Raw genomic sequence first — 24,400 nt, forward strand, 5'->3', positions numbered from 1 at the left:
GATACCGCCAATTTCTTCAATCAAATCAGAGTGTCGGGCAACACATAGTTTTGCCACTCACGCTCAACTAAGCTATTGGCTTCGTTTTATCTTCCATTTCAATAGTGCACACGTTTTTCCATTTGCGTCTCAAAGGTTTTCCGTCGTGTCGGCTGAACTCCACGAGAGTTTCCATTCGCCTCGAGTGCGGAATACATCGAGAGAAAACCCAATGCAAAAAACGCTTGCAGAAAGCGATGTCATTCCGTTTGAACTTTAAAAGTGTTCTTTTATCGACTGCCTCCGCCACTACTGCAGTTGTAAAATGTCCGGAACGCAAAGTTTTCTTTTTGCTGGCATTTTGTCCGCACCATCCGATCGTTTCAGTCGTTTCGGACCGTCTTTGACCTTGATCTTCGGTTTTGCTAGTGGGCCCTTCAAGGTCACGGGCCAAGGGCTCTTCGAAAGTGGTTCGCCAATCTTGCGGGGCTGTAGATTTAAATCCAAAACCTTGCCGGCCACATCGACGCCGCCAAAGACGACAACTTGGACATGATCTGTCTCCAATGTGGTTTGTTTCGTCGAAATACTTCCATTGGAAATACTAATCGGAGCACGCAAACATACGATTGGAGCAACCTTTTGCTTCTCTTTGGTAAACACCCAAGGTAGCACCCCTAACCCTGCCAGATCCAAAAGCTGCGTCTCGATCGAGCCATCACGCATTGAAACAGTAGCATTGCCGCTCATGCTGTTTGCAAAATGCTTCGGTGAATCGGTTCCGCCGGTCACCGAAAAATCTGCATAGATCGTACCGCTTGCGCCTTTTTTGAAGTTCAGGCTATGAAGAATTTCATCCAGCTGCCAGCCACCTGCCTTGCCGGTCAAAGTGAGCAGATGCGCGTCGTTCGATAAATCCATTTGCCCGGTGACGTCGAAATGAGCGCCTCCGTATTCAAATTTCAAAGGCCCAGCCTTAAGCTCATTCTTGTTGAGCGTCAGTTCGCTTTGCAAACTGCTGATGCCTTTGGCACCCTCTATGTGCCGAAGGTCAATGTCGACATCCATATCCATACCGGACAAGAGAACTGAACGCCCAATAGGTTTAAGCGTCACATCAGTTAAAGGGCCAGTGTCACTTGCTTCTTGATTGACGTCTTCCTCGTTGGGCTCCGCACCGCCTAGCTTCCGCAACTGTGCAGCGGCCTGAATGATAGTTCGAATATGATCTATCTTTATTAGGTCACTCTCAATGGAACCCTTCAGCACAGGGTCACTTGTTGCATCATCAAGATCGGCGACAATTTCCAGGACAGATTCAGCAACTTCGACATTGGCATTCGCGTTCCAATCGGTGCCTTCGCTAGCGAGGTTGATTTCAAGGCGAGCCTGCCCAGTTTCCACACGTTCAAGCGATAGTGCCTCCAAAAGGTCCGCCCCGGATGGGACTGCGACGTCAATTGCCAAATCCAGGTCCTCGAATTTGAGTACATTCTTGACAGTGCCATGCACCTCAAGGTTCCAGACGTCCGTATCGCTTGTCTTTCCATCCAAGTTCGTCAGCGAAAGCTGATTGATGTCTCCGTTCAAATGGAAGTCACCAGAAAACCTGCCAAGCTGGTCGTCTGGTCCCAACAATTCTGGCGAGATCAAACTGGCGGCCGGAATATCCATTAGGCCTTCAGCTGATATGCCTTGCAACTGAAGCGCGTCATCGACCGAACCATTCAAAATGACAAACGGATCAGCAGGGTTCCCAATTCTAAGGTTGATGTTTCCGACTTTTAAGGCGCCTTCTGGTGTTCTGGAAAGCTCGGAGAACTTAATCGGGGGTGGGCCTTCGCCGGACGTGTCCAACGTGAAACCGTTGGTCTTAATGACCATTTGTCGCTGCGGTACCTGCCCGGGCACGCTGTCGATAACCATGTCGACCGCGATAAGTTTAAGATCATATCGCGATGCGGCAGGGGCTGGTTCAGCGTCTTCAGGGTACAACCGAATGCGGGTTGTCAACGATACGTCTTCCGGATTTCCCAATTCCCCGATCTGCCCCGTCAACGAAAGGCTTTGTCCGCCTTCCAATTCAGCCAATACAGATAGGTCGTCAATTCGTGCTACACCGTCGACTGATGTGAACGTTGCACCAATATTCCCTGTACCTTCCAAAACGCGATTGAGCTTCAAGATATCGAGAAGCTGGCCAAGTTCGGCAATCTCTACGGTCGTTGCCACTTGCAGACCGTTTTCTTGAGGGACTTCCTCGGCGACAATCGAAATCTGTTCGAAATTCATCGCCAACTGAAATGGGTCTTCTGCGGGGAATGTCGCGTTCAGATCAAACCTCTCTCCGTTCAGCGAACCGGCCCCGACTGCCGTCGCGACGTCGGTTTCCGTATCGCGCTTTAAAAGCAGCTCAGGAAGCTGCAGATCCAACTCAAGTCCGTTTAACTCGTTCTGATAAAGAATGGCGATATCAGTCAGATCAATTTTGCGGTCCGTTAGAATTCCGGCTAACAGCGGCGTCGGGGAATTTGCAGGTTTCCCGGCTTCGTCTTCCGTTTGGGAAATGGACTGCCAGTTTCCGAAGCCGTCTTTGTCTGTGATTAGGTTCAGATGAACACCTGAGAGCGAAAGACCACTCAGTGACAGTTTACTGTTCCAAAGGTCGCGCGCGGAAACTTCAAACTCGATCTCATCGATTGCTGCAAGTTTCACATCAGCATTCGGAGAACCGGGTAATTCCAGCCCTGCCGCTGACACCTGCAATTGCCGGCCAATACCCAGACGCACCTCATCTTCAATTCTAACCTCTTGGCCAAGTTTTTTGGAGATCAGATTTTCGACGAAAGTAGTCCTGACCGAGGAAAACAACGCAGAAGACAGGAAAAGCCAAGCTGCAAACACAGCGACAAACGCGACAGCGCAACAAATCAAAATACCTTTTGCAACGTATCGCACGTTCTTCTCCTAAAATTCCGATTCATCCAATGGGCAGCCTAGACCATTTAATCATCAAGTTAATGGAATATATGGTCGGTAAATGATCTGAACTCTGAATTACCTTGACCAAATTGCTGAATTTCTCGCCTATTTAGTCAAACCACCAAGAAGCGGGTAAATGACAAACGTTCGGCTAGTGCTGCACGCCCGGTTACTAAACAGCTGGCTCGAAGAGAGTTTTACCAGCCAAAACGGATGCGCTGCATGAGCTTTGAACATGGCGGCACGACGTAAGCTTCAACCGACAGGCAGCCAAGTGCATCCGATTTTCCATATTCATCTAATTACTGCTATGTGTGAATTCATCAAGCAATGAGGACATGATGAATTCACTAACCAGAATAACACGTGGGATAGGCGTCGCTTTCAAGGACGGTAGAGTGAAAGGCATTCTTGCCTTCACAGTTGGAATGATTTTATGGGCCTCGGTCTTTTATCACTTTGTCGAAGGTTGGAGTTGGCTCGACTCAATCTACTTTTCTGTCGTGACCATTTCGACCGTGGGGTTTGGTGACTTCTCACCCGAAACCGCGGCAGGGAAGATCTTCACAATGATTTACATCATCGTGGGCCTCGGTGTCTTCGTGACCGCGGCGACCACAGTGGCGGATACAATATTGTCCCAGGACGACAAAAAAGCGGACAAGTAGATTATCCCAATTTGACCAAATCGAGTTTACGCCCAGACATTGGTTTGACTGGGCACCTCAAGCCGTGGCCCGGATTCATTTGTGTCTTCAAGCTGATAGATGATCACTAAAATTCAAAAAAATATACATATTATGTTTTTTGAGTGTAACATTCGAAAAACACATGGAGGGATGGAATGGAAAAGACTCAGGACGCAAAGATTGTCGATCTGGCAATACGATTGCTCTTTCTCGGACTATTCCTCTATAGCGCCCTGGTCATGGTGGCCCCGCTTGCAAGTGTGGTTATCTGGGCAACGATCCTCTGTGTGGCGCTTTACCCGGTATTTGATTGGCTTCAGTCCAAGCTGGGAGGGCGGAAAAAACTTGCCACGACGATCTTGGTTTTATTGGGTCTTGTTCTGACCCTCGGGCCAGTCGCTACCGCGGTGTCTGGTGCTGCAGAACTTGGGTCTGAATTCGCGGAACAAGCAGACAAAGGTGAGTTGAAAGTCCCACCTGCACCAGAGGGTCTCAAGGAGTTGCCCTTGGTGGGAGACAAAATAGCCGATGTCTGGGGAATGTTTGAGCGCAATCTTGACGGCGCGCTTGCAAAATACGGCACGCAAATCCTTGAGATCACCAAATCGCTCTTCGGAAAGGTGCTGGGCATCGGAATCGGGCTGCTTGGCTTAGCTCTGTCCGTACTGATTATGGGGGCTTTGTTCAGCCCCGGGCCAAGTTTGGTCCAGGGTCTTCAGCGCTTTGCCAATCGCGTCTTTGCACCACGCGGCGGTGAATTCGTAACACTGGCAGGCGCAACGATCCGGAACGTGACAAAAGGCGTAATTGGCGTGGCAGCCATTCAGGCAGTCTTCGTTTGGATACTGTTGGCTTTGTTCGGGATTTCTTCGGCCGCCACTCTGGCATTTATCTGCCTGATACTCTCGATTATCCAAATCGGGCCCGGATTGGTTCTAATACCGGTAATTATCTACGCTTGGAGTTCCATGTCCGGCGGAACTGCTTTGATCTTCACCATATTGGCCGTTCCCGTCATGATAATGGACAGTTTCCTGAGACCCGTGTTCATTTCAAAAGGCCTTGAGACTCCGATGTTGGTCATCCTCATCGGTGTTCTCGGAGGTATGATGGCGTACGGTTTAATCGGCGTCTTTATGGGCCCCGTTCTCTTCGCTGTTTTCTATGAGCTATTCAAGGTTTGGATTGATACCTCGCCCGAAGCCGAAGGCACTGCTGAAGGTGCGGCGAAATGAGGAAGACAATATGGACAACCCTGGCCGTCATTCTGATTTTTCTTGTTTGGTACCTGGTCGCTGATCGGAAAACGCCATTTACTGGGAACGCCAGAGTAAAAGCCGTGGCGACCCAAATCGTCCCGCAGGTAACCGGCACTGTGACTGAAGTCTTGGTCGAAAATGGTGAGATTGTCTCGGCCGGAGATGTCCTTGTCCGGATCGACCCCCGACCCTACGAGATTCAGCGCGACAAGGCTGAAGCTGATCTCGAAGCAGCCACTCAAGAAGTGGGTGCATCTTCGGCAGAGGTGAGAGCGGCACAGGCTAAACTAGCAAGGGCGCAAAGCGATCTGGATACGATGCGTATTCAGACGGAACGCGTATTTGCGCTCGAAAAGAAAGGGTTGATTGCCGTCACAAAGGCCGATGATGCGCGAGGGCAACTGGCAGAGTCTGAGGCAAACTATGAGAACGCAAAAGCGGATCTGGAAAAAGCAAAACAGAGGCTTGGTGAAGATGGGATTGAAAACCCGAAAATCCAGCGCGCGTTGGCCGCCTTGGCAGATGCAGAGCTAAACCTTGAGTGGACTGTACTACGTGCTCCGGCGACGGGTGTCATTTCTAACTTGCTTATAGCCCCCGGAACATATGCGCGGTCCGGCCAGGATCTATTGACGTTTCTGGACGCAACTGACGTCTGGATCGAGGCGTATTTTACCGAGAACAACCTAGGAAGAGCCTCGATAGGTTCTCCGGTTGACGTGGTGTTGGATATGCATCCAGGTCAGATTATTCCGGGCGTCATTGAGAGCTTTAGTGCGGCTGTTTCCCTAAGTGGCGGTGATGTGCCCGGGCAATTGGCGAGCCCGCCAAGCACTAAAGGTTTTTTGCGGGAGCCTGAGAGATTCCCGGTCAGGATCGTTTTACCTGGCTATGAAGCAGGAAGCACCGAAGATGACCTTCGCTTCCAGCTGAATGGGCAAGCCGATGTGATCATGTACCTAAGTGACAACTCGTTGCTGAACCTTGTAGGTCGAACCTACATCCGCGTGGTTTCAATTCTGTCCTATGCGTACTGAGGACCAACGCTCTGTCACCCGGCTTGCGCTGGGTGTTACCGGCGTCTTTTCATTGGGCCTGTTTCTTGGGTGGCCCCTCGCCGTCATTGGGGCGGTGTTCGCCGCCCTTTTCCTACAAGCACCTGCCGCATTGCCTCTGGCAGCATTTGCTAAGCTGTTTGTTTTCTCTATTGGATTGATGTTCATTTCGTTCCTGTTGTCGTCAATCTTCTCACCATATCCGCTTGTGTTTTTAATTTTGGTGGCAATTGGAATAATCTTGTCTTTCATATGGTCAGTTTCAGGCGCCGGAGTTTTACCGGGTGTCATAGCTCTCATGGGGGCATTGATGATTCCGAACCTGGTTCTGCAATCACAGGACCTGGCTTTGGTACTCGTGTATTGGATACCGTTGAACCTTCTATTCGCAGGCTTCGTATCGACGTTGATGTTTGTGTTGATACCCGCTGAACCACAAACGGCGGCTCAAAAAAAAGCTGCGGCGCAAGCGAACTTCGATCCACATCGCCGAATAGTCAGGATGTCTCTTGTCACAGTGCCTTTTGCTATGGCGTTTTTTATTTCTGGCGCGTCTGCGTTGCTGGTTCTGTTCTTTGTCGCGCTACTAAGCCAGCAACTTGCGGCGATGCCTGCCGCGGGTAAAACTGTTGCAAAAGCTATGTTGACGGCCAACCTACTTGGGGCGGCAGTTTCCATCATATGCTATGAAATAAACGTAATAGCTCCGGTTATTCTCACCCCCATTTTGCTGTGTTTTTTCTTTTGCCTGACGCTCGGAGCACTTGGTAAATCTCAAGCCCCGCTCGCCGCCGCTGCGGGCTCAGCAATTACAACGGCTCTGATTGTATACGGTGGGTCGGTTGCACCGTTTTCAGACGAGGCTGACGTCAAAAGCATCACTCGAGTTTTGCAAGTTGCCAGCGCCGCTTTTTTTGTAATCATCGCATATGTCGTGGTGGATGAATTCTGGCCGGAAAAAGAGCGCCAGACGGCTCAATGAAGTCAATTGCGATGTGGCATGGTTCTGAAAGAAGTAAAGTTTCCAGCGTGACCACATTTATTTGATTTATCCGGTCCGAAAGAAATCAGCTTTGTCCGCGTTGCGCTTTTCGCGGAAAGGCATCTCGAATGGCAGATTTCGGGACCGCCGCATGAATTGCAGCGTCATAACAAACCACGAACGTCGCTGAAGCGGTTTAATGTGAAGCGATCTCTGGCTGAGTGATGGCCGTTCAATGGTACGAGTACGAAAGGCTGCCTCGCGGACAAAGCCGACTTTCGCGGCAACCGCGCTAAGGGCTGCTAAGCATTCACTCGTTTCAATGTCAGACGGACACGAACGTTAACTGAGTTTCACCACTCTTCTCTTACGCCAGACTGTTGCGAAGTCTTTCTGCAAACAATTCCGCAAACTGTTTCGTCGCAGCTGATCGGAACTGCGTGGGGGGGTAGACAGCATAGATACCTCCTGTTGGAAGCGCCCAGTCCGGTACAAGCCGGATCAGTCCACCGTTTTCGATTTCTCTCTTAGCAAAAAAATCCGGCAGAATAGAGATCCCGGCCCCTTCGACTGCCATTACCTTGATCGCTGGTGTTACGTCTGCTCGCAACGCGGGGTTCATTTTTACGTCACAGGTTTCACCGGTAGCTTTACTAAACTTCCAACTCAGTGGGTTTGGCAGGGCTCTGTGTTCGACGAACGGAAACGCTGCCAATCGTTCCGGATGGTTTGGCCGTCCAAGTTGCTCAACCAAATCAGGCGACGCCACTACGATTTGCTGAAAGTCGGCCAACTTGCGCGCAACGTTGGCGGAATCGGCAAGCCAGCCTACCCGATATGCAATGTCAAATCGTGCCTCGACCGGATCGAACCGCGTATCGCTTAGCGTCAAGTCAATCGTGACAGCCGGATAGGCGATGCGAAACTCGGCCACGACCGGTGAAACGTATGTTACGCCCATATCGAGAGGGGCGGTGATGCGCAGGTTTCCAGTCGGTTCTGCGCGCCCTTGCTTTGCCATTTCATAAGCTTCTTCGGCCTGCGCCACTGATGCACGTGCGGCCTCATAGAAGGATTGTCCGGTTTCCGTGAGGTTTAGATGGCGAGAGTTACGCACAACAAGAGTTGCACCAAGCTCTTCCTCCAAAAGCTGAAGCTGCTTGCTGACGACCGCCTTGCTAATACGCATGCGATCAGCGGCCGCAGTAATCGTTCCTTCTTCCGCGATGGCAACAAAGTACTCTAGGCGATTTAAGTTCGATTTCTTCATCATTCGTCACTTTTTAACTGACATTGTGTCTACATATTTTATCTTTAGTCAACATTAGCGGCGCACTACTTGTGGTTTACCAATACGGAGACTGCAATGACGCGCTTCACCTATATCTACGATACCTATTGCGGCTGGTGCTATGGCGCGGCACCGGTGATCAACGCGCTGGTTGAGAGTGGTGCTGATGTCACCGTTATGCATCGTTATTTGTTCCAGGGCGCAAACGCATACCGAATGGGCGATAGCTACGCCCGAATGGCTCTGCAATACGACCGACGCATTGAACAGCTGACCGGGCAAGTGTTCAGTGACACTTATGTTCAAGACATTCTGGGAAACCCTGATGAAGTGCTGGATTCCAGCCTGACCACATACGCCGCAGCTTTCGTTCATGATCAGGGCGCTAGCGCTGAGATGAAGCTGGCAAATGTTTTGCAACGGGCGCGTTATGTCGACGGTATTTCCGCAGGTAACAGCGAAGCGGTTCGTAGTGCCCTGATTGAATTCAGCGTGAACCATTCGTTGGACGAAGGCAGAAGCCTCGCCCGGCAGATCAGTACGGACGCTGCAAATTTGCAATCACGGTTCGGGTCGCAAGGTGTCCCGACTCTGGTGATGCAAAGCGACGACGGAACAACCCAAGTCGACGTCTCAACTTACTACCACTTTCCTGAAGAGATCGCGGCATTGGCCGCCTAAATGCTAGGAGCATCCCTATGAAGACGATCCTCACTTCTGCAGCAGCCATGCTGCTGTCCACCGCAGCCTTTGCGGCTGATCTCACCATCACCGTCTTCAGCCCGAATGAAGGCAGCCTGTTCCCGGCCTCATCGAACCTGATCGAAGGCCCGAATGAGGTGATCCTGGTGGACGCCCAGTTTGAAAAGGACGATGCCCAGCAACTGGTTGATATGATCAAGGCGACGGGTAAATCCCTGACGACCGTCTTTATCAGCCACAAGGATCCTGACTTCTATTTCGGGTTGGATACGATCCGTGCAGCTTACCCGGATGTCAAAATCGTCGCGACACCTGAGACCGTCAAAGGCATCGAGAAAACCATCCAGCTCAAATTCGATTTCTGGGGCCCGATCTTGGACGCGAACGCCCCATCCGAATTGATTGTACCTGAGGTTCTGGAAGGCGACAGCCTGACGGTCGATGGTGAAACCGTGCAGGTGATAGGCCTCGATGGGCACGATCCGGTTCATACATTTCTGTGGGTGCCTTCGGAAAAAACTGTGCTGGGCGGCGTTGTCCTTTATGAAAACGTGCATGTTTGGATGGCCGACAACCAAACCCCGGAAAGCCGCGACAGCTGGCGTGCAACGTTGGATCAGCTTCTTGCGCTTAACCCCGAACGGATCATCCCGGGTCATGTCATTGGGGACAGCGCAGAAAACGCAAGCATCGTTGATTTCACAAAGGAATATGTCGCCGCGTTCGAGGCCGCCGCGGACAAAGCGGAAGGTTCCGCAGAATTGATCGCCGCGATGCAGGCAGCCTATCCCGACTTTGAGAACGTGAGCGATCTGGAGCTAAGCGCCCAGGTTATCGAAGGCGAGCGTTCCTGGCCGTAAGTCTAAACCGGCATCAGAGGCCGTCCAATTCGGTCTCTGTATTACGAAAGGGGCGCTGGCCCACCAAATCCGGCGCCCAATCACCAACAGTTCAAAACTCAGTTTGCTGTGAACTACACCGCATTCGCCGCGACGAAGAGAAGAAATTTCATGTCTTGCAAGTTCACTAATACCAAGATTACGCAATACAGCATCATTGGTGCTGTCCTGTTTGCGTTCGTTTCGGCGACAACAAGTGCCGTCAACGCTCAGGAGCAAAACATGACTCCATTGGAAATTGTCAAAAGCACCTATGAGGGCGAAACCTCCGAATAAAACGGTCGCAACCTTCAGGCGCATTTGGCTCCTGATGCCAAATGGACCGAGGCAGCGGGTTTTCCCTAGCCACCATTCATTCACGTTGCGGCTAAGGTCTGTTGTGAGCCCAAACTAACGGATGCTGCGACACGCACGAAAGGCGGCTTACAAGCGCGGTATGCGATGCGATTAAGAACTCTGATCAATAGGTCAAAGAGACAACATGATCGATCAAGAGCAATGAAAAAGAGTTCTCGCTACTTATGAAAAGCTGATTAACCAGCGAGGGTTGCCGGGTGTATTTGTGAAACCCGTACGCGCGGATTGGTGTGGTCACGAAATGGCGGATCGTGACAAAAAAATCGCCCTATTGATCATCAAGGAGCTTCGGATGAGATTTGCAGCGTCACATCTTCACGAACCAAAGATCCTGATACAGGGGTGCGGTGCAAAGATTTATCCCGGTGAAGCCATAGAACGGACCTCTAGTCTGACTGATCAGTCATAGATTTCTACCGACAGCGCATCCATCGCATATGAGGTTTCGATATTTGCCTGGCCGTCTACGTAATTGAGTGACTGGGACCTGCTCAGTGCCCGCATTTCCCCGCTTATCCAGACAGGCTTATATAACTCGTCGATTTCGAAGCCTTGTTCGTATCGCACATAAACCATCTGATTGGCTGGAGGTGGTGGTGTGTGAATGCAGGCTCCAACTGTAGGAACCAGAAGGAATTCGACCGCCTTCTGGTCGACAATATCCAGGGGAAGGAGATAGCCGGGAAGACGCACGTTCTCCCCCAAAAGGTCAAGGTTCGGTTCGCGCGCGGCAATCAACCGTTGGTTCATCACAATTTCGCGTTGTTCAAACAACCAATCTGGGTCAAGACCTTGAGATACGAGGTCTTCGCGGATCTGAAACGCTTCGGCGCGCTTCTCGTCATCCGCAGTGTCCGCATGCAGAATCTCAATCCGATAAAGCATGGCCAACGCATTGACCTGAGAATATTCTAGGGTGGCAAAAGGATCGTGGTAAGGCCGCTCTTCAGGAAGGAGATCCTGCCAACTTATGTTGCGCGGATCCGCTGCTAGAAGAGGCCCCGCAATCGCAAAGGCGAATAAGATATTCAGAAAATGCGCAATGGTCTTCATTTCAGCGGATCCTTTTATTCAAAGCCGCACCGACAGTCCGTCTGATAGCGTCATACGGTACACCCTTAACGCAGGTATAATACTGGCAAGAAGACCAGAGCAGAAAACTAGGGCTATGAGAAGAACCTCGCGAAAACTCGGCAGGCCAACACCGATGCGAAGCCCAAAATTTGCGGCAAGAATCGGATCTATCACGAGCGTGAGAGCGCTGAGCGCGATTACTCCAAGCACGATGCCGGCCAACAACAGTAAAACGGCTTCAAGCAAGATCAGGGAAAATACGCCGGCTGGTGTTGCGCCCACGGATCGAAGGATCGCAAATTCACGCCGCCGGTTGTCGAGCGAAGCAGACAACATGACCACCATGCCGATCATTCCAGCCACTGCCACAGCGCCTGCCATCAGACGCAGCGCAGTCTCGGCCGTACTGGTAATCGACCAAAGCTGCAACAGCGCAACATTAGGAAGAACAGCGGTCAGTGCCTCGTCGCGATGGTCTGCCAGTTGCCGTTGAATTGAAAGCACCGCCGTTTTCTCCTCCAGCCCGGCAAAAATTGCGTTGATGGTCCCCGGTTCATGATCATGGCCATCGTGATCGTGCCCGTCAGAGGTCGTGACAGTTTGCCCCTCGTCTTCATGGCCGCTTCCATGAGCATGACGGTCGTCATGTTCCTGATGCCCTTCTTGGTGCTCGTCAGGCTCGTCTAACTCCACATGGTCATGGTCTTCGTGTTCTCCGGCGACTTCTGGTGCTTCGATCAAAACGAATGGGTCCGCAACCTCTGATGCAGGTTCTTCGTGCAAGGCGTCAAAACCCTCGAGTGAGACAAAAACCATTCTGTCGACGGCCGTCCCGGTATGCCCCAGCACGCCGGTCACTGTGAATGGCGCTTCGTCGTGCACATCAAAGGCGACTTCCCCTGAGCCATGGGCATTCACGATTTCAGTACCTGACGTGTACCCGAAAGCCTGAGCAACTTTTGCTCCAATCACTGCGCCATCTGGAGATTTAAACGGAACACCTTCAGCAAATATCAGTTGCTGGCCGCCACTATGACGAAAGTGGTCAAAATATTGCTCGGACGTTCCGATCACGGGATATCCACGATGGTTGTCACCCATCATGATTGGCACTGTCCAGCTTATCTGGGGCAGATCTTCGATCATCTCGTAGCTGTCCCAGCTGATACCAGCGCCAGTTGTGCCGACACCAAAAACCGTTGCCATCAGGATCTGCACATCGTTTCCGCGTGCCGCAATGATCAGGTCGATCCCTGATGCAGAATTGGCAAAACCCGCTCGTGCCTCTGTTCGCAGTCGTTCAACCCCAACAATCAAAGCCACGCTCAAGGCAATGCTAAGAACAGTTAACGCAGCGATAAAGCGGCGATTGAGAAGGCTTTTATAACAAAGATTGAACATCACGTTTTGCCTGCGTTCAGCATCGGCAAGTCAACGCTCCGATCGAAGTGTTTTTCTAGGCTGCGATCATGGCTGACAAATAACAAACTCGCCCCTGATGCTTTGCATTCCTTCAACAACAACTGGACAAACGTGTCTTTCGCTTCCTCATCCAAAGCCGAGGTGGGTTCATCCGCCAAAACTACTTCAGGCGCCCCTATCAGAGCACGCGCCGCCGCAACGCGTTGTTGCTGCCCAACACTCAGTGCGCTGGCAGGTCGATTGATCAGCTCAGCATCCTCGAGACCCAGCTGACTTAGCAACCGTGTTGCGGTAGCTTTGGGGTCTGGCCCCGACCGATTGCGCCGTTGCGCTGAAAACCGGCAGGGCAGCAACGTGTTTTCAAGCGCACTGAGCCAAGGCAAGAGATTAAAGACCTGGAAAACAATCCCCAAATGATCCACGCGAAAACGGTCACGATCACCTCCGGCCAAAGCCCCTACATCCGTGCCTGCAATGCGAACCGCGCTTTGCGGTACATCGATCACGCCAGCAATTGCCGAGAGCAACGTGGTCTTTCCGCTGCCACTGGGGCCTCTCATAAACACGCTTTCTCCGGCCTCAAGATCGAAGCTATCGACTGAGAGCACCGGGTCAGGTTGACCGGGCCACCGAAACACCAAGGATTTGAGTTCGACAGTTTTCATTGATGACACAGATGCTTTGGCTTGGTTTTTCAAAGATAATTGAGCTTTTTAGTGATCCAGAAAAGGATCTCTGCCAAAACACCAATGGCTCCGGCTTTGTCTGTCTTGACCAAAGCTGTTCCTGACGTTCCAAATTGCAAGGAATTACTGTCTGCATCTGCAGGTAGTTCAACCAATACGATGTAGCTGGATATCCCGGCTAGTTCGCGCAATGAGGGAAGACCTGATCTTAGATCAACAGTACCTTCGACAGTTCCGACCGGAAAATCGGAAATACGGCCGGTAATTTCTCCACCGGGTTCCGTTCTAAAAGCAAGCCGGATTTCATCACCGACCGAAACATTAGCGCGACTAGATTGGGGCAGAGTAGCAATTACTGCATAGTCCCCAGGTTTGACAAAAGTTATTGCCCCTTGTAGCGGAGTTGCGCGGTTACCTGGCCGTAGTGATACAGCCGTGACAACGCCGTTTCCCGGCGCTTTTACAACTGTTTGCTCTAAATCCCAAAGAGCTTGCGCAAGTGTCTGCTCGGCCTCCACAACACCTGCGTCACGCCCGTCGATCTTCGCGGCGATACGCCGCTCAAGGCTTGTCTTCCGGGCTTCTGCTGCGCGGATATTCGCGGTCAACTGGTCGATGGTTGAGACAGCTTCTTGCAGTTGGAACGTGGTTGATGCCCCGCGTTCTTCCAAACGGATGATGTCATCACGACGCTGAATTCCGAAAGTCAGCTGAGCAGTCAAGGATTCAATCTCGGCCTCGGCAGCTGATAAATCTGATACCAGTTGGTCGGCAGATGACTTTGCAGTTTCCAAGACAGCTTCGAGCCGGGAAACCTCGGCTTTGAAAACCTCATTATCTATCCGAAATAGGGTCTCGCCCTTTGCGACTTCCTGGTTTGGCTCCACAACGACTTCTGTAACCGTGCCCGCCACGTTCGGAGCAATATTCGTTGAAACACCCTGAATGGATACCGGGCCAGTCGGAGTTGTGTGGTTCAGCGCACCGATGACCACCAGAGCGATAACAGCGGCTACTCCGTAAACTAGAGTTTTCCAGAATCCATTCCAGGGGAGAAGGTGAAACTTGGAAAAGACCAGCCAGACTATTCCAAAGTAGAGGCCAAGTACGATTAACAAGACTTCATTCCTTCGTGATGTTTCCAGAAAAGCTCGAACGACCACCCGAACTTACGAGTGATCGCCCTGTTTGTCATGATGACTTAGTTGTCAACTTGCTCTTCCAACACTTTGCGGTTGGCTTCACGATGGCGCCACGCCGCGCCCATACTCTCCTTCAGGTTTTCGGGAAGCGCTTCCAGAGGAACAACAAGATCGTCATCAACTGGCCACTCGGTCAGCAGCTCAGGATGATATCCCTCGGGATAGTACAGCTTAGGATCGATCTCCATATCGCGCACGTAGGGTTCTTGAATGTCTTCGCGCCGATGGGGTGGCTTCGGCACGATCAATTGACCATTGCTAAAGTCAAACTGCGGCGCACGTGAGTTTGGAAACTCGGGCAATATGCCTTCGCGAACCCATATCTGATCTTTGGTCACATTCACTACGATGCCGTCTGGCGCGCCAAAGTGATAGGGACCCTTCCAGTGCTCGCGGATCTCCGCGACGGTTTCTTCAATCTGATAGGGGTCATAGCTCATGTGCGTATTCATCAAAAGCCGGGGTTGCACCAGATTGGCAATGTAGCCAGCAGCATAGCTGGGTGTGTGATGAGTATCGACTGTATAACGCCCCAGAAATGGCGGCACGCCCTGAACACCAGATGAGATTTCGATGATTTCCTGCTGCTGTTCCGTGACGAAGACATCACAGCCTTTGGCAAAAGGAATATCGATCATGTTGGGTCGACCGTCACCTGTCCAGATGAAGCACATGCCATTCCAATCCATCCGGTATCCGGACGCACCGTCTTTGGCATGGCTTCTTTGCCAGTGTGTGACTTTGACCCCGTCTTCATCGTAGATCACGCCGCCATTGTCACGGAAATCAAATTCGTTGACTTCGATGTCCCAACCTTTGCCAACTGGAAAGACGCTGAACGCATCCCGGTGCCAGCCGGTCATCATTTTCATGCCTTCTACCATAGTTGCGGTGCCGTACTCCTTGGTGCGGCCGGATGGGCCGTGGACCGTCAACTGCTCGTGCCATCCACCGGCCCAGGTTCCGAACATCCACAGGTACGGCAGCCCACCAAAGTGGTCTACGTGCAGGTGCGTGATGAATACATCGGTAATTTCATTCAGTGCATATCCACTGGCAATGATGTTCGCTGGTGAGCCCTCACCAATGTCAAACATGAAAATCTTACCGTTACCCAGCTCAACAAGAATCGCCGTGTTCATTTGTCCAGGGCGAATGAACGGAGCAGATCCCATGAAGATAATTCTCATCTCGTTGGGCTGTACATCTTCGGTGCGTGGGAACCAGTTTGCCGCACTTTTCAACCACGGTTGAGGAGAGATGCCCTCAAAGGTCAGACCCTCTTTCCAACGTCCCATTGGGACGCCGCCAGTCAGTGCAGCCTCAATATCTTCTTGGGATGAGGGCTCCTGTACCGGAGGAGCCTGACCGAACGCATTTGTGGCGAACAATGTCGCTGCGACGGCGAGTGCGCTGAGTGACTTAATTGACTTCCTCTGTCTGTTTTGCAGCATATTTTCAGTCCTTTGTTCGAGCCTGGGTGAATATGGGAACCACTTCTGAAATGGCTTTCGGGACAATCTCTGAATTGGTAAATCGAGAGAGATGCTCGGCGATTTCCTCGGCTAGCCCGTCTAGGCTTTCGGTGACAGGATCGATCAGACATGGTGACGTCTGCTCATTGACCTTCCGGGCCCTCTCCAACTCGGTTGAGAGCAACTCGAAGTCACCGCAAAGTGCCTCGAATCCATGATGGTTCTTTCGCATGACTCGGATGCGGCTGATTTGGTCCGGAAAAGCGAGCTCTAGTAAGTTGATGTCCGTCATTGCCCTGGCGCCTAGTCCATCTCTAGGCACCAGGCTGAGGGCACATCGCGCAGCGCGGAAGGGTTACACCGTGAAATTAGGGTGACATTCAAATATTCATTTGACAGTATGGAGTTGAAAATACAGAGAAACTTGAAGTTTCAGATGCCCGACAGAGAATTGACCCTTGATCCGGAACGTCACGCGACCCGTGTGAAGTACGCGCTGGACCAGGTATTGGCGAGTGACATGTTTAGCAAGGCGGAACGCCTTCGGAATTTTCTGAGCTACGTTGTCGAAGAGGCCATTGCGGGTAGATCCGAGGCTATTCTTGGCAAAACAATCGCTCAGGATGTTTACTTCAAGAGTTTTGCCAGTGATGACGGCCACATCAACGTTGTTCGTGTGGATGCGGGGCGGTTACGGCGAAAACTTCAGCAGTACTATGAAACGGCAGGTGCTGAAGACGATCTGCGCATTCACATTGATAGCGGCGGCTACGCGCCTTGGTTCGAGGACCGCTCTGGTACAATTCAGAGCAATGTCGATCACACGCCATTCAGGCCAGGATTACCCTGGCTGATTGGCATCCCTGCTGTCACCATAGCGATCATTGCTCTTGCTTACAACTTGGGCGGGCGCATGGAACAGATTGTTGATCTAAACCCAAAGACATCCGCGCGCTCACTTGAGCGACAGGCACTATCCGCTAAATCACCCGCTGCAGTACAGGCGTCAAACTACTGCGATCAAGCTCGGGGCCTGCTCTTTCCAATCGCAACTATCGATAACCAGATCCTGGCCAGCGACATATTTAGAATGGCAATAAATGAGGCTCCCGATTTTTACTGTGGATATGCCGGATTGGCCCATAGTCTGGGAACCCGGGCCCTTCAAACGCAAAGCGTGGAAGAGCGTGACGCGCTGATACTGAATGCACGACAAATGGCACAGAAAGCGGTGGACTTTGCACCCTCAAACGGCTGGAGCCAATCCGCGCTGGCATGGGTGTCATATGTCTCTGGCGACTATGACAATGCACTGGAGTATTCAGCACTCGCGCAGTCGCTACGTCCCAAAGATGGAAATGTCCTAGATTTTCGTAGCTTGATACTACTGGTTTTGGGTCGTTTTGAAGAAGCGTATGACGTCAGTGACCCAAGCCATCCGCGAGAAATTGGAAGCCATCGGTTTGCTCACAGAAACATTCACGCAGTTGCAAGCTTTCACATTGGAGAGTTTAGGGAGGCGATCTCGTCTCTGGAATTTGCGAGTGATAATGGTGATCCTGTCAGTGCTCTCTCACTGGTTTATCTGGCGGCTGCCCATCAGAGGTTGGGTGAAATCAACCAAGCAAAGGCAAAACTGAACCAACTGAAACAGTCCTGGCCAGAGTTCAGGCCAGATTTAGTTCTGGGTGCGTTTTACTCCAGCCCAGATTTACCGGAAGGGGTGATTTCAGCCTTAACAGATGCGGGATGGCGGTTTTAAGATATACCCTTTCTAGCCATGGCGAGAGACAGGCCCACGTGCGTAAAGTGTGTTTTACCGCCAACACAAGAGAACATACCTTGGTAGTGTTAATGTACGCCGAAAGCGGTCATCGGAAATTGTTGTAGCTAACGGCAGATTTGTCCACATTGCGGTCTTCACCGATCCGGATTTCGATTGGCGGGTTTCGCGAGCGCCGCATGAATTGCAGCGTCATAACAAACCGCGTACGTCGCAGTATGGGTGTTATGTGAAGCGATCTCTGGTTGAATCTTTACCCACCCTGGCTCTCATCACTCCAACGACCCAAATCATAGATTCCGTGTTTCTTCATACGACGTATGAAAACAAGGTAGTTTCTGCGTTCGCCACGTGGCAGATTAGCGGCAACAGGCAGCTTCGCTGTCTGACCTGCAAATCAGCTCTGATTTTCCGAAAGGGAAGTCAGATCAAACCAAACTGTCTGCGGGAGTATGAAATGGTGCGGCGTGTTAGTTGATGACGCAAAGATCAAATTCAACTGATGTCCAACTTTGGGGGCGCCATCAGATGTCGAAAGTTCACTGCTTTTCTGGTCCAACTGTGGCGGTTGGGTCTGGTTCGTGCGACGTTCAACAGATATGTGGAACATCACTGATCTTTGACTCAATCGGCCGCCAAAACCTCAAGAAACGAACAAATCGATTCATTCAATTCTAACCCAAACGTCAAGCATTTCTGACCCAGCACGAAGAGCGGCCACTCATCAACGCTGCGGCTTAGGCCTCAATTGAGCCCAAAGTGCAACTTGCTGCACTGTGCATCAATCTCGGCAGTGCACAGAAAGCTGACCTTTCAAACCTCGGCGGACGATCATAGCAAACATTTGCCGAGACCTTTTGGAGCAATCGCTATTAGGAACTGGCTGGACAAGCTATTGATCACAATTTGCTGTTCTGCCGAAATCTCGCGCCTGTTGCGGGTCGCTTTGATTGCAAAGTCAGGCGATGGTCACTGTCCCGAATTGGTTTTCGCGATACTGCAAAGCAGATCAACATGTCGATCCAACCAATCTTCGTTCAGTGCTTCGTGACGTATGAGTTTGCGGAAATAAGGTGCAGCCACTGCTAGTTCTATAAGCTGATCAACCGGAACGTCGGCGGTGACCTCACCGCGACCTATTGCGGCTGCAAATACTGCTTCAACACTTGCGAACCTGTCTTTCATAAATTCAGTGATCACCAACCGCGCTTCTGCATCGGTGGACGCCGCAGCGACCACCTGTGGCGCGATTTGGCCCCATGGTGTGTCATTCAAAGCTCCCATCAGTATTCCGAGTAACCAGCGCAGGTCAGATCGCAGCGGGCCATCGGTTTTGGGCGGTATGTTCGGCGGTGTTGCGATGCGCCTGAATGCTGCATCACGCAGACTGCGCGCATCTGGCCAGTGCCTGTAAAGTGTGCTGCGCGAAATGCCCGTTGCCTTTGAAACTGCGCCATGAGTTACGTGCAATACGCCCTCATTCATCAGTATCCTTTGCGCCGCATCAAGCGCGGTCTGTCGTGTGGCGATCAGCCTAGGGTCTTCTTTCAATCGTCCCTCCTATAGAACATCTTGTTGCATAGTAGAACATTTTGTTCTAAAAGTATGGTCGGTCAAAACCTAAATCCCACAAACACGTCTTGTCAAAACGGGAGCGTATCAATGTTCAAAGTGGCAGCAACCCCGCTGGCGGTACTCTTATCGATGGGCGCGACAACCGCATTGTCCGAGAGCGGCATTTACGAGCTGGATCCTGGACACAGCCAGGTATTGTTCAGCTACAACCACATCGGGTTCTCAGAAACATATGGAATGTTCTCAGGTTTTAGCGGTGAGATCGAGTTCGACGAAGATGATCCGTCTGCCTCATCTGTCACAGTTTCTATGCCTGTAAAATCCATGATCACGGGCTGGGATGCCCGTTTGCAACACTTCATGTCCGATGACTTTTTTAGCGCGAGTGACGGTGACGTGGTCACATTCGCCTCAACCAGCATTGAAGTGACCGGGGACAATTCCGCGAATATTTCTGGCGACCTGACCATGAATGGCGTCACCAAACCTGTTGTTCTGGAAACAACGCTTAACAAGTCAGCGCCATACCCTTTTGGCGAAAAGGAGGGCACGCCGACCTTGGGGCTGGCAGCGACGGCGACTATCGTGCGGTCTGAATTCGGACTTGGGGCCTTTGCACCAGCGGTGAGCGACGAAATAGAGCTCTTGATCAATATCGAAGCGTTAAAAGCTGAATGATGTGTGCAGGGGCGCCGATACGGCGCTGAGCACTCAATCTTTACTTTTGACGGGCTGACAACAAAATGAATGTGTTCCTGAGGCAACTGGCGGTTGCCACGACAGCACTGGCTTTAACGTGCCCTTTGGTATTCGCACAAGAGCGCTCCTTGCCGGAGCGCACCTCGCCCCGTCCCGAAACGACAAGCGGCGTACCGCATACTCAGATTGGTGTCGAAATTAATGCCGATTTGTCCCGGCTATTGCTGGAGCGTGTTGCGCAATTCCCAGGGGTCACACTTGGCCCAACACGCATATCATTACCTGGCGCGATTGGCTTTCAGCTTGATCCTGACATGTTGTTGTCTCAACCGAACTCTATCGTCGGTGGGTTTGAGTTTGCGCATATGCATCCTGATGGCAGCTTGCACGCTTCGCTGCACCCCGCAATGGCGCGGCAGGCAATTGAGGCTGGTTGGGCCGCTGCACACCCTTGGGCCAAGCAACGTCCTGGGTGGAGCGGCTTTGTGATGATATACACACCGACCACACCAGAAGAGTTGGATGTCGTCATCGATCTGGTCGAAAGTTCGTACACCTTCGTCACCGGCAACACCTTGGGTTAAGCCTGTTTTGCCCGAAAGTTTGCGGTGACGCCTGCTTCCTTTAAAAGTGCTGTTTCAGCCGCCTTGCTATTAGCGGTCAAATTCTCTCGTACATTGTCGCCGTGACGAAGCGCTCGATACGTTCAAGCCATTCGCATCAATGGTAGCTCCCGTCCCGCGCAGTTGAATTAGCAAAGCTCAGAGTCGAAGGTCCGCTTCGGGCTGTACTGCTGACCTACGGACCAAAAATGCGAATGGCCGCAAAGTTTGCGTCTTGCTTGTTCATGCGGCGTTCAGCGAAAGTCGATCCATATCAGAGCCCCCCTTGGCGCAGATCGCGGCGAAGGTGCCAGGAGAGCCGAAAATACCTCATGCTGCGCAAGCGCTGAATGACAGGTTTCTCGCGATCATTTACCGGGGCTGCAGTTGGGCAAATTGTCGAAATTCTCTGGTGACAAGTTCACCTAGCGAGCAACATGACACACTATCCGCAGCAGCCATCGCCCAGCTGAATTGGTGGGCAGGGAATGGTGGCAAAGGAACAGTAGACACAACAGTCGCCTTCCAACGGCTTCAAGACTGTTCTGCATGACTTGCATTCATAGAACCACTGGCAGGCATCCGTAGGCATTTCGTCAGTTTCGCTGTGCCCACAGTTTGGGCAAGTCAGCGTGCTTTCAAGCACAACAATTTGTTCCGTCATTGTCTCACATCTGCATAATCAATAAATCGTTGATCCGAGCCTCATAGAATACGACGACCCAAGCCAAGCCGGCCATCACGGTCGCCCCCAAAAGCCACCATTTCAACTGCTTTTGGGAACCGTGTTGGTAAGATACCAGCCAAGATACCGCGACGAGCGCGGTCGAAATTGCCAACACGTAGTAGCTAGCCGCTGCGATCTTCCCAAAGATTGCCAGCCAACTGCCGCCCAATCCCAGCAGCATCATCGTCATGGGTAGTACACAGCAAGTCGCCACGCCAAGTGCTGACAACGATCCTATGTAACTAAGTTTGAGCACCCTCTGCATTTTCGTTTTCAACGGTCCTTTTGCGCGGAGTTGTCTAAGTGACCCTGTCTCGTATAACTTCTGTAGCCACTACAGGATCAAGCTGGGAAGTCTCACATGTTTGCGATTGGGGAAGCATCCCGGCAAAGCGGTGTCGGCATTGAAACGATCCGCTACTACGAACGCGAAGGGATCGTTCCTAAACCGGAACGCGCTTCAAATAATCGGCGGATGTACTCCAGGCAGGATATTGGACGGCTTCGGTTCCTAAAGAAATGCCGTGAACTGGGCTTTCCGCTTGCCGATGCGAGGACGCTCCTCGAGCTATCTGAAAGCGATGGCGATGATTGCCAATCTGTTAAGGACTTGGCTGAACAGCACGTCCTGAATGTTCGCGAAAAGATAAAGGAACTTGAGCGTTTGGAAGCGGCGTTGACTGAACTCACAGCCAATTGCGACAGCGGGAATGTTTCCTGCCCTTTGCTTTCTCAATTGCGTACCGGGTAGTGGAACATCGGGTGTTGCGCGACCCTTTGGTACGCGCATTGTCTTCGCTCAGCATCCGGGGTAGCCTCGCCACGTGAAGTACCTTCGGCCAATAACCACGACACTTCTTACGGTTTGTCTGATCCTTGTTATGGGGCTTGGGAACGTCGCGCATGCGCTAGCTAGTGAGTGCGTTGGCGGGCATTGTATTGATCACATGGCCACAAGTGTTGAGGTGCAACACGCTAACCACGAGTTGGTCGCTCCTAGCGAAGACAGACAGCATGAACCGGACAGCGCAGCACATGAAGGATGCAATCCTTTCCTGTGCAATGTTCTCGCGCTCACGGTGCAGGATTTCCAAACCACACCCAACCGATCCGTGATTGTAGCGGTATGGCAGGCCTCAAACCTCTCCACGCTTAATGAACCGGGCAACCCGGACAGACCACCTAACTCTTGAAACAGGTTTCCGACGTTGTTCATGGCAGTGAACACGTTCCGGTGTGCTGCGATTTGTTTGCGGCACCACTCTGTTACATAAGGTTAGGACCAGTATATGAACCGAAAATATCTCCTGATTGGCACATGCGCCGTGGTAGCCATCGCTGCCTATATCACCCTACGTCCCGCCACTGTTGAGGACGCAGCGCAATCGGCACCTACCGAGGCCAATGCAATGGTGACAATTCAGATGCCGCCTATCGAAGGAAATGCGGCCATCGGGCAGCGCATATTCGAAAACGCGTGTTCCGCATGCCACGGCAGCAACGCGGTAGGCGTTGAAGGCGCAGGGCCACCGCTGATCCATGTTATCTATGAACCCAGCCATCATGCAGACGAGTCCTTTCAACGCGCGGTCGCAATGGGCGTCAGAAGCCACCACTGGCAGTTTGGCAACATGCCTCCGGTTGAAGGCTTAACCCGCGGTGACGTGGCTATGGTCATCGACTATATCCGCGAAATCCAGCGCGCTAATGGAATAAACTGAGGAATACCCCAATGAAAACGCTCAGCATAGTTGCATTGATCTCCACGCTTGTCACAAGCGCTTTTGCCCATTCGAGCGTGGACACCACCACACCCGAAAACGGCGCGACAGTTGCCGAAGTGCCCTCTGAGATCAGTTTCAATTTCGCGGATGATATTCGCCTGACAAAAGTCAACATGATCCACCAGGAGGCACATACCGTCGCACTCGATCTTGGAGGCCAGACAAGTTTTGGCCGCGCATTCGCGCTCCCGCTTCAAGGCATGGGCGAAGGCACGTATCGCATTGAATGGCGGGGCTTGGGTGCGGATGGGCACGCCATGCAGGGCGAATTCACCTTCACAGTGGACTGAGCATGCCCGATATCTGGGGAATAGGCGCGATTTTGTCCAAGCTGATGCTGTATGTCGGCATTAGTGGTGCGACCGGTCTTTTGATCATTCGGGCTGCTTTTGCCGAATTGGTGTCGCCTCTGGGTGATAGAATGCGTGGTCAGATTGCTCTGTTGGCGGGGCTTGCGCTTGCGGGCTCTTTCCTGGGGTTCATGCTGCGCGGTGCAGCCTTGACGGGCGGAGCTGATGGTATGACCGATCCAGAAATGCTCGGTCTGCTGTGGCAGACCTCGGTTGGCGACGTTCTCTTCTACCGGGTTGTCGGGACGGTATTGATGATCTTCGGGATATTCACACCCCTAGTCGGCCAATGGATCGCGCTTGCCGGTGGAATGATCGCCCTGTGGTCATTCGCCCAGATCGGGCATGTCCCCAAATTAGAGATAACTGGCGTCCGTTTGCTATTGCTTTTGCACCTTCTGGGAGTTGCGTTTTGGGTCGGTATCCTTGGACCGTTGCGTACCCTGTCGCAACGGCAAGAGTATTTGAACAACGCGGCCATGTTGGGGCATCGGTTTGGACAGGTAGCTTCGATCATTGTCCCTGCGTTGATTTTGGCGGGACTGCTGATGGCCTGGATGTTGCTGGGCGATATGCGGGCGTTAATGACAACGAGTTATGGGCAAACCCTGCTGATCAAACTTGCACTTGTGGGCGTGGCCCTGACGTTGGCAGCCGCAAATAAGCTCCGCTTCGTTCCGGCCATGCAGTCCGGGGATAATAATGCCGCCCGCCACTTGGCGCGCTCCATTGAAATCGAAACTGTGATCATTCTGATGGTACTTGCAGCAACCGCAACACTCACCAGCGTTTTGACCCTACCGAACTGAGGTATCCCATGAACGTG

24 protein-coding genes are annotated in these 24,400 nt (G+C 52.0%); 13 read left to right on the forward strand and 11 right to left on the reverse strand.

Annotated features, from left to right (window positions below; translation table 11 throughout):
• Nucleotides 1-288: 288 nt before the first annotated feature.
• Entirely contained in the window at nucleotides 289-2,937 is a 2,649-nt protein-coding gene (locus AC2FID_RS15705; protein ID WP_496837597.1) for an AsmA family protein, read from the reverse strand.
• A gap of 422 nt (nucleotides 2,938-3,359) precedes the next feature.
• Between AC2FID_RS15705 and AC2FID_RS15710 the strand changes: the two genes are divergently transcribed.
• The 4 genes from AC2FID_RS15710 to AC2FID_RS15725 all read left to right on the forward strand — a co-directional run bounded on the left by AC2FID_RS15710 (nucleotide 3,360) and on the right by AC2FID_RS15725 (nucleotide 6,946).
• Nucleotides 3,360-3,629, forward strand: coding sequence for a potassium channel family protein (locus tag AC2FID_RS15710; RefSeq protein ID WP_233493465.1), 270 nt, complete (start codon nucleotides 3,360-3,362; stop codon nucleotides 3,627-3,629).
• Nucleotides 3,630-3,805: 176 nt separating this feature from the next.
• Nucleotides 3,806-4,885, forward strand: a complete 1,080-nt coding sequence (locus tag AC2FID_RS15715) for an AI-2E family transporter (protein ID WP_496837599.1) — start codon at nucleotides 3,806-3,808, stop codon at nucleotides 4,883-4,885.
• Nucleotides 4,882-5,946, forward strand: a complete 1,065-nt coding sequence (locus AC2FID_RS15720; protein WP_496755635.1) for an HlyD family secretion protein — start codon at nucleotides 4,882-4,884, stop codon at nucleotides 5,944-5,946. Before AC2FID_RS15715 ends, AC2FID_RS15720 begins: the two co-directional genes overlap by 4 nt.
• Complete coding sequence (locus AC2FID_RS15725) at nucleotides 5,936-6,946, forward strand: DUF2955 domain-containing protein (protein ID WP_496837601.1); 1,011 nt, start codon at nucleotides 5,936-5,938, stop codon at nucleotides 6,944-6,946. Before AC2FID_RS15720 ends, AC2FID_RS15725 begins: the two co-directional genes overlap by 11 nt.
• Before the next feature lie 367 nt (nucleotides 6,947-7,313).
• Here the strand turns inward: AC2FID_RS15725 and AC2FID_RS15730 are convergent, their stop codons facing one another.
• Complete coding sequence (locus tag AC2FID_RS15730) at nucleotides 7,314-8,216, reverse strand: LysR family transcriptional regulator (protein ID WP_496837603.1); 903 nt, start codon at nucleotides 8,214-8,216, stop codon at nucleotides 7,314-7,316.
• Between the two features lie 96 nt (nucleotides 8,217-8,312).
• Here AC2FID_RS15730 and AC2FID_RS15735 point away from each other — a divergent pair, with 96 nt between their 5' ends.
• Together AC2FID_RS15735 and AC2FID_RS15740 are read left to right on the forward strand one after the other, a co-directional pair.
• A complete protein-coding gene (locus tag AC2FID_RS15735) occupies nucleotides 8,313-8,918 on the forward strand; it encodes a DsbA family protein (protein ID WP_496837604.1) in 606 nt (201 codons plus the stop codon).
• A 17-nt stretch (nucleotides 8,919-8,935) separates the two neighbouring features.
• Entirely contained in the window at nucleotides 8,936-9,799 is an 864-nt protein-coding gene (locus AC2FID_RS15740) for an MBL fold metallo-hydrolase (protein WP_496837605.1), read from the forward strand.
• A gap of 795 nt (nucleotides 9,800-10,594) precedes the next feature.
• On the opposite strand, the gene AC2FID_RS15745 is transcribed toward AC2FID_RS15740, so the two are convergent.
• The 6 genes from AC2FID_RS15745 to AC2FID_RS15770 are packed head-to-tail and all read right to left on the reverse strand — an operon-like array spanning nucleotide 10,595 to nucleotide 16,346.
• On the reverse strand, nucleotides 10,595-11,248 hold the full coding sequence (locus AC2FID_RS15745) for a DUF3299 domain-containing protein (RefSeq protein WP_271950326.1): 654 nt from the start codon (nucleotides 11,246-11,248) through the stop codon (nucleotides 10,595-10,597).
• 18 nt (nucleotides 11,249-11,266) lie between these two features.
• Nucleotides 11,267-12,670 (reverse strand): ABC transporter permease, encoded by a 1,404-nt coding sequence (locus AC2FID_RS15750; RefSeq protein WP_496837607.1) that lies wholly within the window; start codon nucleotides 12,668-12,670, stop codon nucleotides 11,267-11,269.
• Complete coding sequence (locus tag AC2FID_RS15755) at nucleotides 12,670-13,356, reverse strand: ABC transporter ATP-binding protein (RefSeq protein ID WP_496837609.1); 687 nt, start codon at nucleotides 13,354-13,356, stop codon at nucleotides 12,670-12,672. The genes AC2FID_RS15750 and AC2FID_RS15755 overlap by 1 nt, the downstream gene beginning before the upstream one ends.
• A 29-nt stretch (nucleotides 13,357-13,385) precedes the next feature.
• Nucleotides 13,386-14,540: an HlyD family secretion protein gene (locus tag AC2FID_RS15760; RefSeq protein ID WP_496837611.1), complete on the reverse strand. Its 1,155-nt coding sequence runs from the start codon at nucleotides 14,538-14,540 to the stop codon at nucleotides 13,386-13,388.
• A gap of 38 nt (nucleotides 14,541-14,578) precedes the next feature.
• Nucleotides 14,579-16,033 (reverse strand): guanitoxin biosynthesis MBL fold metallo-hydrolase GntH, encoded by a 1,455-nt coding sequence (gene gntH, locus AC2FID_RS15765; RefSeq protein ID WP_496837312.1) that lies wholly within the window; start codon nucleotides 16,031-16,033, stop codon nucleotides 14,579-14,581.
• Nucleotides 16,034-16,037: 4 nt separating this feature from the next.
• The gene (locus AC2FID_RS15770; protein ID WP_282170053.1) at nucleotides 16,038-16,346 is read right to left on the reverse strand and encodes a hypothetical protein; all 309 of its coding nucleotides are present in this window, start codon (nucleotides 16,344-16,346) and stop codon (nucleotides 16,038-16,040) included.
• A gap of 81 nt (nucleotides 16,347-16,427) precedes the next feature.
• Between AC2FID_RS15770 and AC2FID_RS15775 the strand changes: the two genes are divergently transcribed.
• Nucleotides 16,428-17,816, forward strand: coding sequence for a hypothetical protein (locus AC2FID_RS15775; RefSeq protein WP_496837612.1), 1,389 nt, complete (start codon nucleotides 16,428-16,430; stop codon nucleotides 17,814-17,816).
• Between the two features lie 990 nt (nucleotides 17,817-18,806).
• Here the strand turns inward: AC2FID_RS15775 and AC2FID_RS15780 are convergent.
• Complete coding sequence (locus AC2FID_RS15780) at nucleotides 18,807-19,388, reverse strand: TetR/AcrR family transcriptional regulator (protein WP_282120589.1); 582 nt, start codon at nucleotides 19,386-19,388, stop codon at nucleotides 18,807-18,809.
• 111 nt (nucleotides 19,389-19,499) lie between these two features.
• Between AC2FID_RS15780 and AC2FID_RS15785 the strand changes: the two genes are divergently transcribed.
• Together AC2FID_RS15785 and AC2FID_RS15790 are read left to right on the forward strand one after the other, a co-directional pair.
• Entirely contained in the window at nucleotides 19,500-20,090 is a 591-nt protein-coding gene (locus AC2FID_RS15785) for a YceI family protein (RefSeq protein WP_496837614.1), read from the forward strand.
• A gap of 149 nt (nucleotides 20,091-20,239) precedes the next feature.
• Nucleotides 20,240-20,695 carry a luciferase domain-containing protein gene (locus tag AC2FID_RS15790; protein ID WP_496837616.1) on the forward strand — a complete coding sequence of 152 codons (456 nt, stop codon included), beginning with the start codon at nucleotides 20,240-20,242 and terminating at the stop codon, nucleotides 20,693-20,695.
• Between the two features lie 463 nt (nucleotides 20,696-21,158).
• On the opposite strand, the gene AC2FID_RS15795 is transcribed toward AC2FID_RS15790, so the two are convergent.
• A complete protein-coding gene (locus AC2FID_RS15795; RefSeq protein WP_496837618.1) occupies nucleotides 21,159-21,377 on the reverse strand; it encodes a GDCCVxC domain-containing (seleno)protein in 219 nt (72 codons plus the stop codon).
• 4 nt (nucleotides 21,378-21,381) lie between these two features.
• The gene (locus AC2FID_RS15800) at nucleotides 21,382-21,630 is read right to left on the reverse strand and encodes a hypothetical protein (RefSeq protein ID WP_496837619.1); all 249 of its coding nucleotides are present in this window, start codon (nucleotides 21,628-21,630) and stop codon (nucleotides 21,382-21,384) included.
• Nucleotides 21,631-21,801: 171 nt separating this feature from the next.
• On the opposite strand from AC2FID_RS15800, the gene AC2FID_RS15805 reads away from it, so the two are divergent.
• From AC2FID_RS15805 to AC2FID_RS15820, 4 genes are all read left to right on the forward strand, one after another.
• A complete protein-coding gene (locus tag AC2FID_RS15805) occupies nucleotides 21,802-22,191 on the forward strand; it encodes a MerR family transcriptional regulator (RefSeq protein WP_282120584.1) in 390 nt (129 codons plus the stop codon).
• Between the two features lie 538 nt (nucleotides 22,192-22,729).
• Nucleotides 22,730-23,161: a c-type cytochrome gene (locus AC2FID_RS15810; RefSeq protein ID WP_496837621.1), complete on the forward strand. Its 432-nt coding sequence runs from the start codon at nucleotides 22,730-22,732 to the stop codon at nucleotides 23,159-23,161.
• Nucleotides 23,162-23,172: 11 nt separating this feature from the next.
• The gene (locus AC2FID_RS15815) at nucleotides 23,173-23,514 is read left to right on the forward strand and encodes a copper resistance CopC family protein (RefSeq protein WP_282120582.1); all 342 of its coding nucleotides are present in this window, start codon (nucleotides 23,173-23,175) and stop codon (nucleotides 23,512-23,514) included.
• 2 nt (nucleotides 23,515-23,516) lie between these two features.
• The gene (locus tag AC2FID_RS15820) at nucleotides 23,517-24,383 is read left to right on the forward strand and encodes a CopD family protein (RefSeq protein ID WP_496837624.1); all 867 of its coding nucleotides are present in this window, start codon (nucleotides 23,517-23,519) and stop codon (nucleotides 24,381-24,383) included.
• The last annotated feature ends 17 nt before the right edge of the window (nucleotides 24,384-24,400 follow it).

This window comes from Ruegeria sp. CDSC068 (assembly GCF_059610545.1).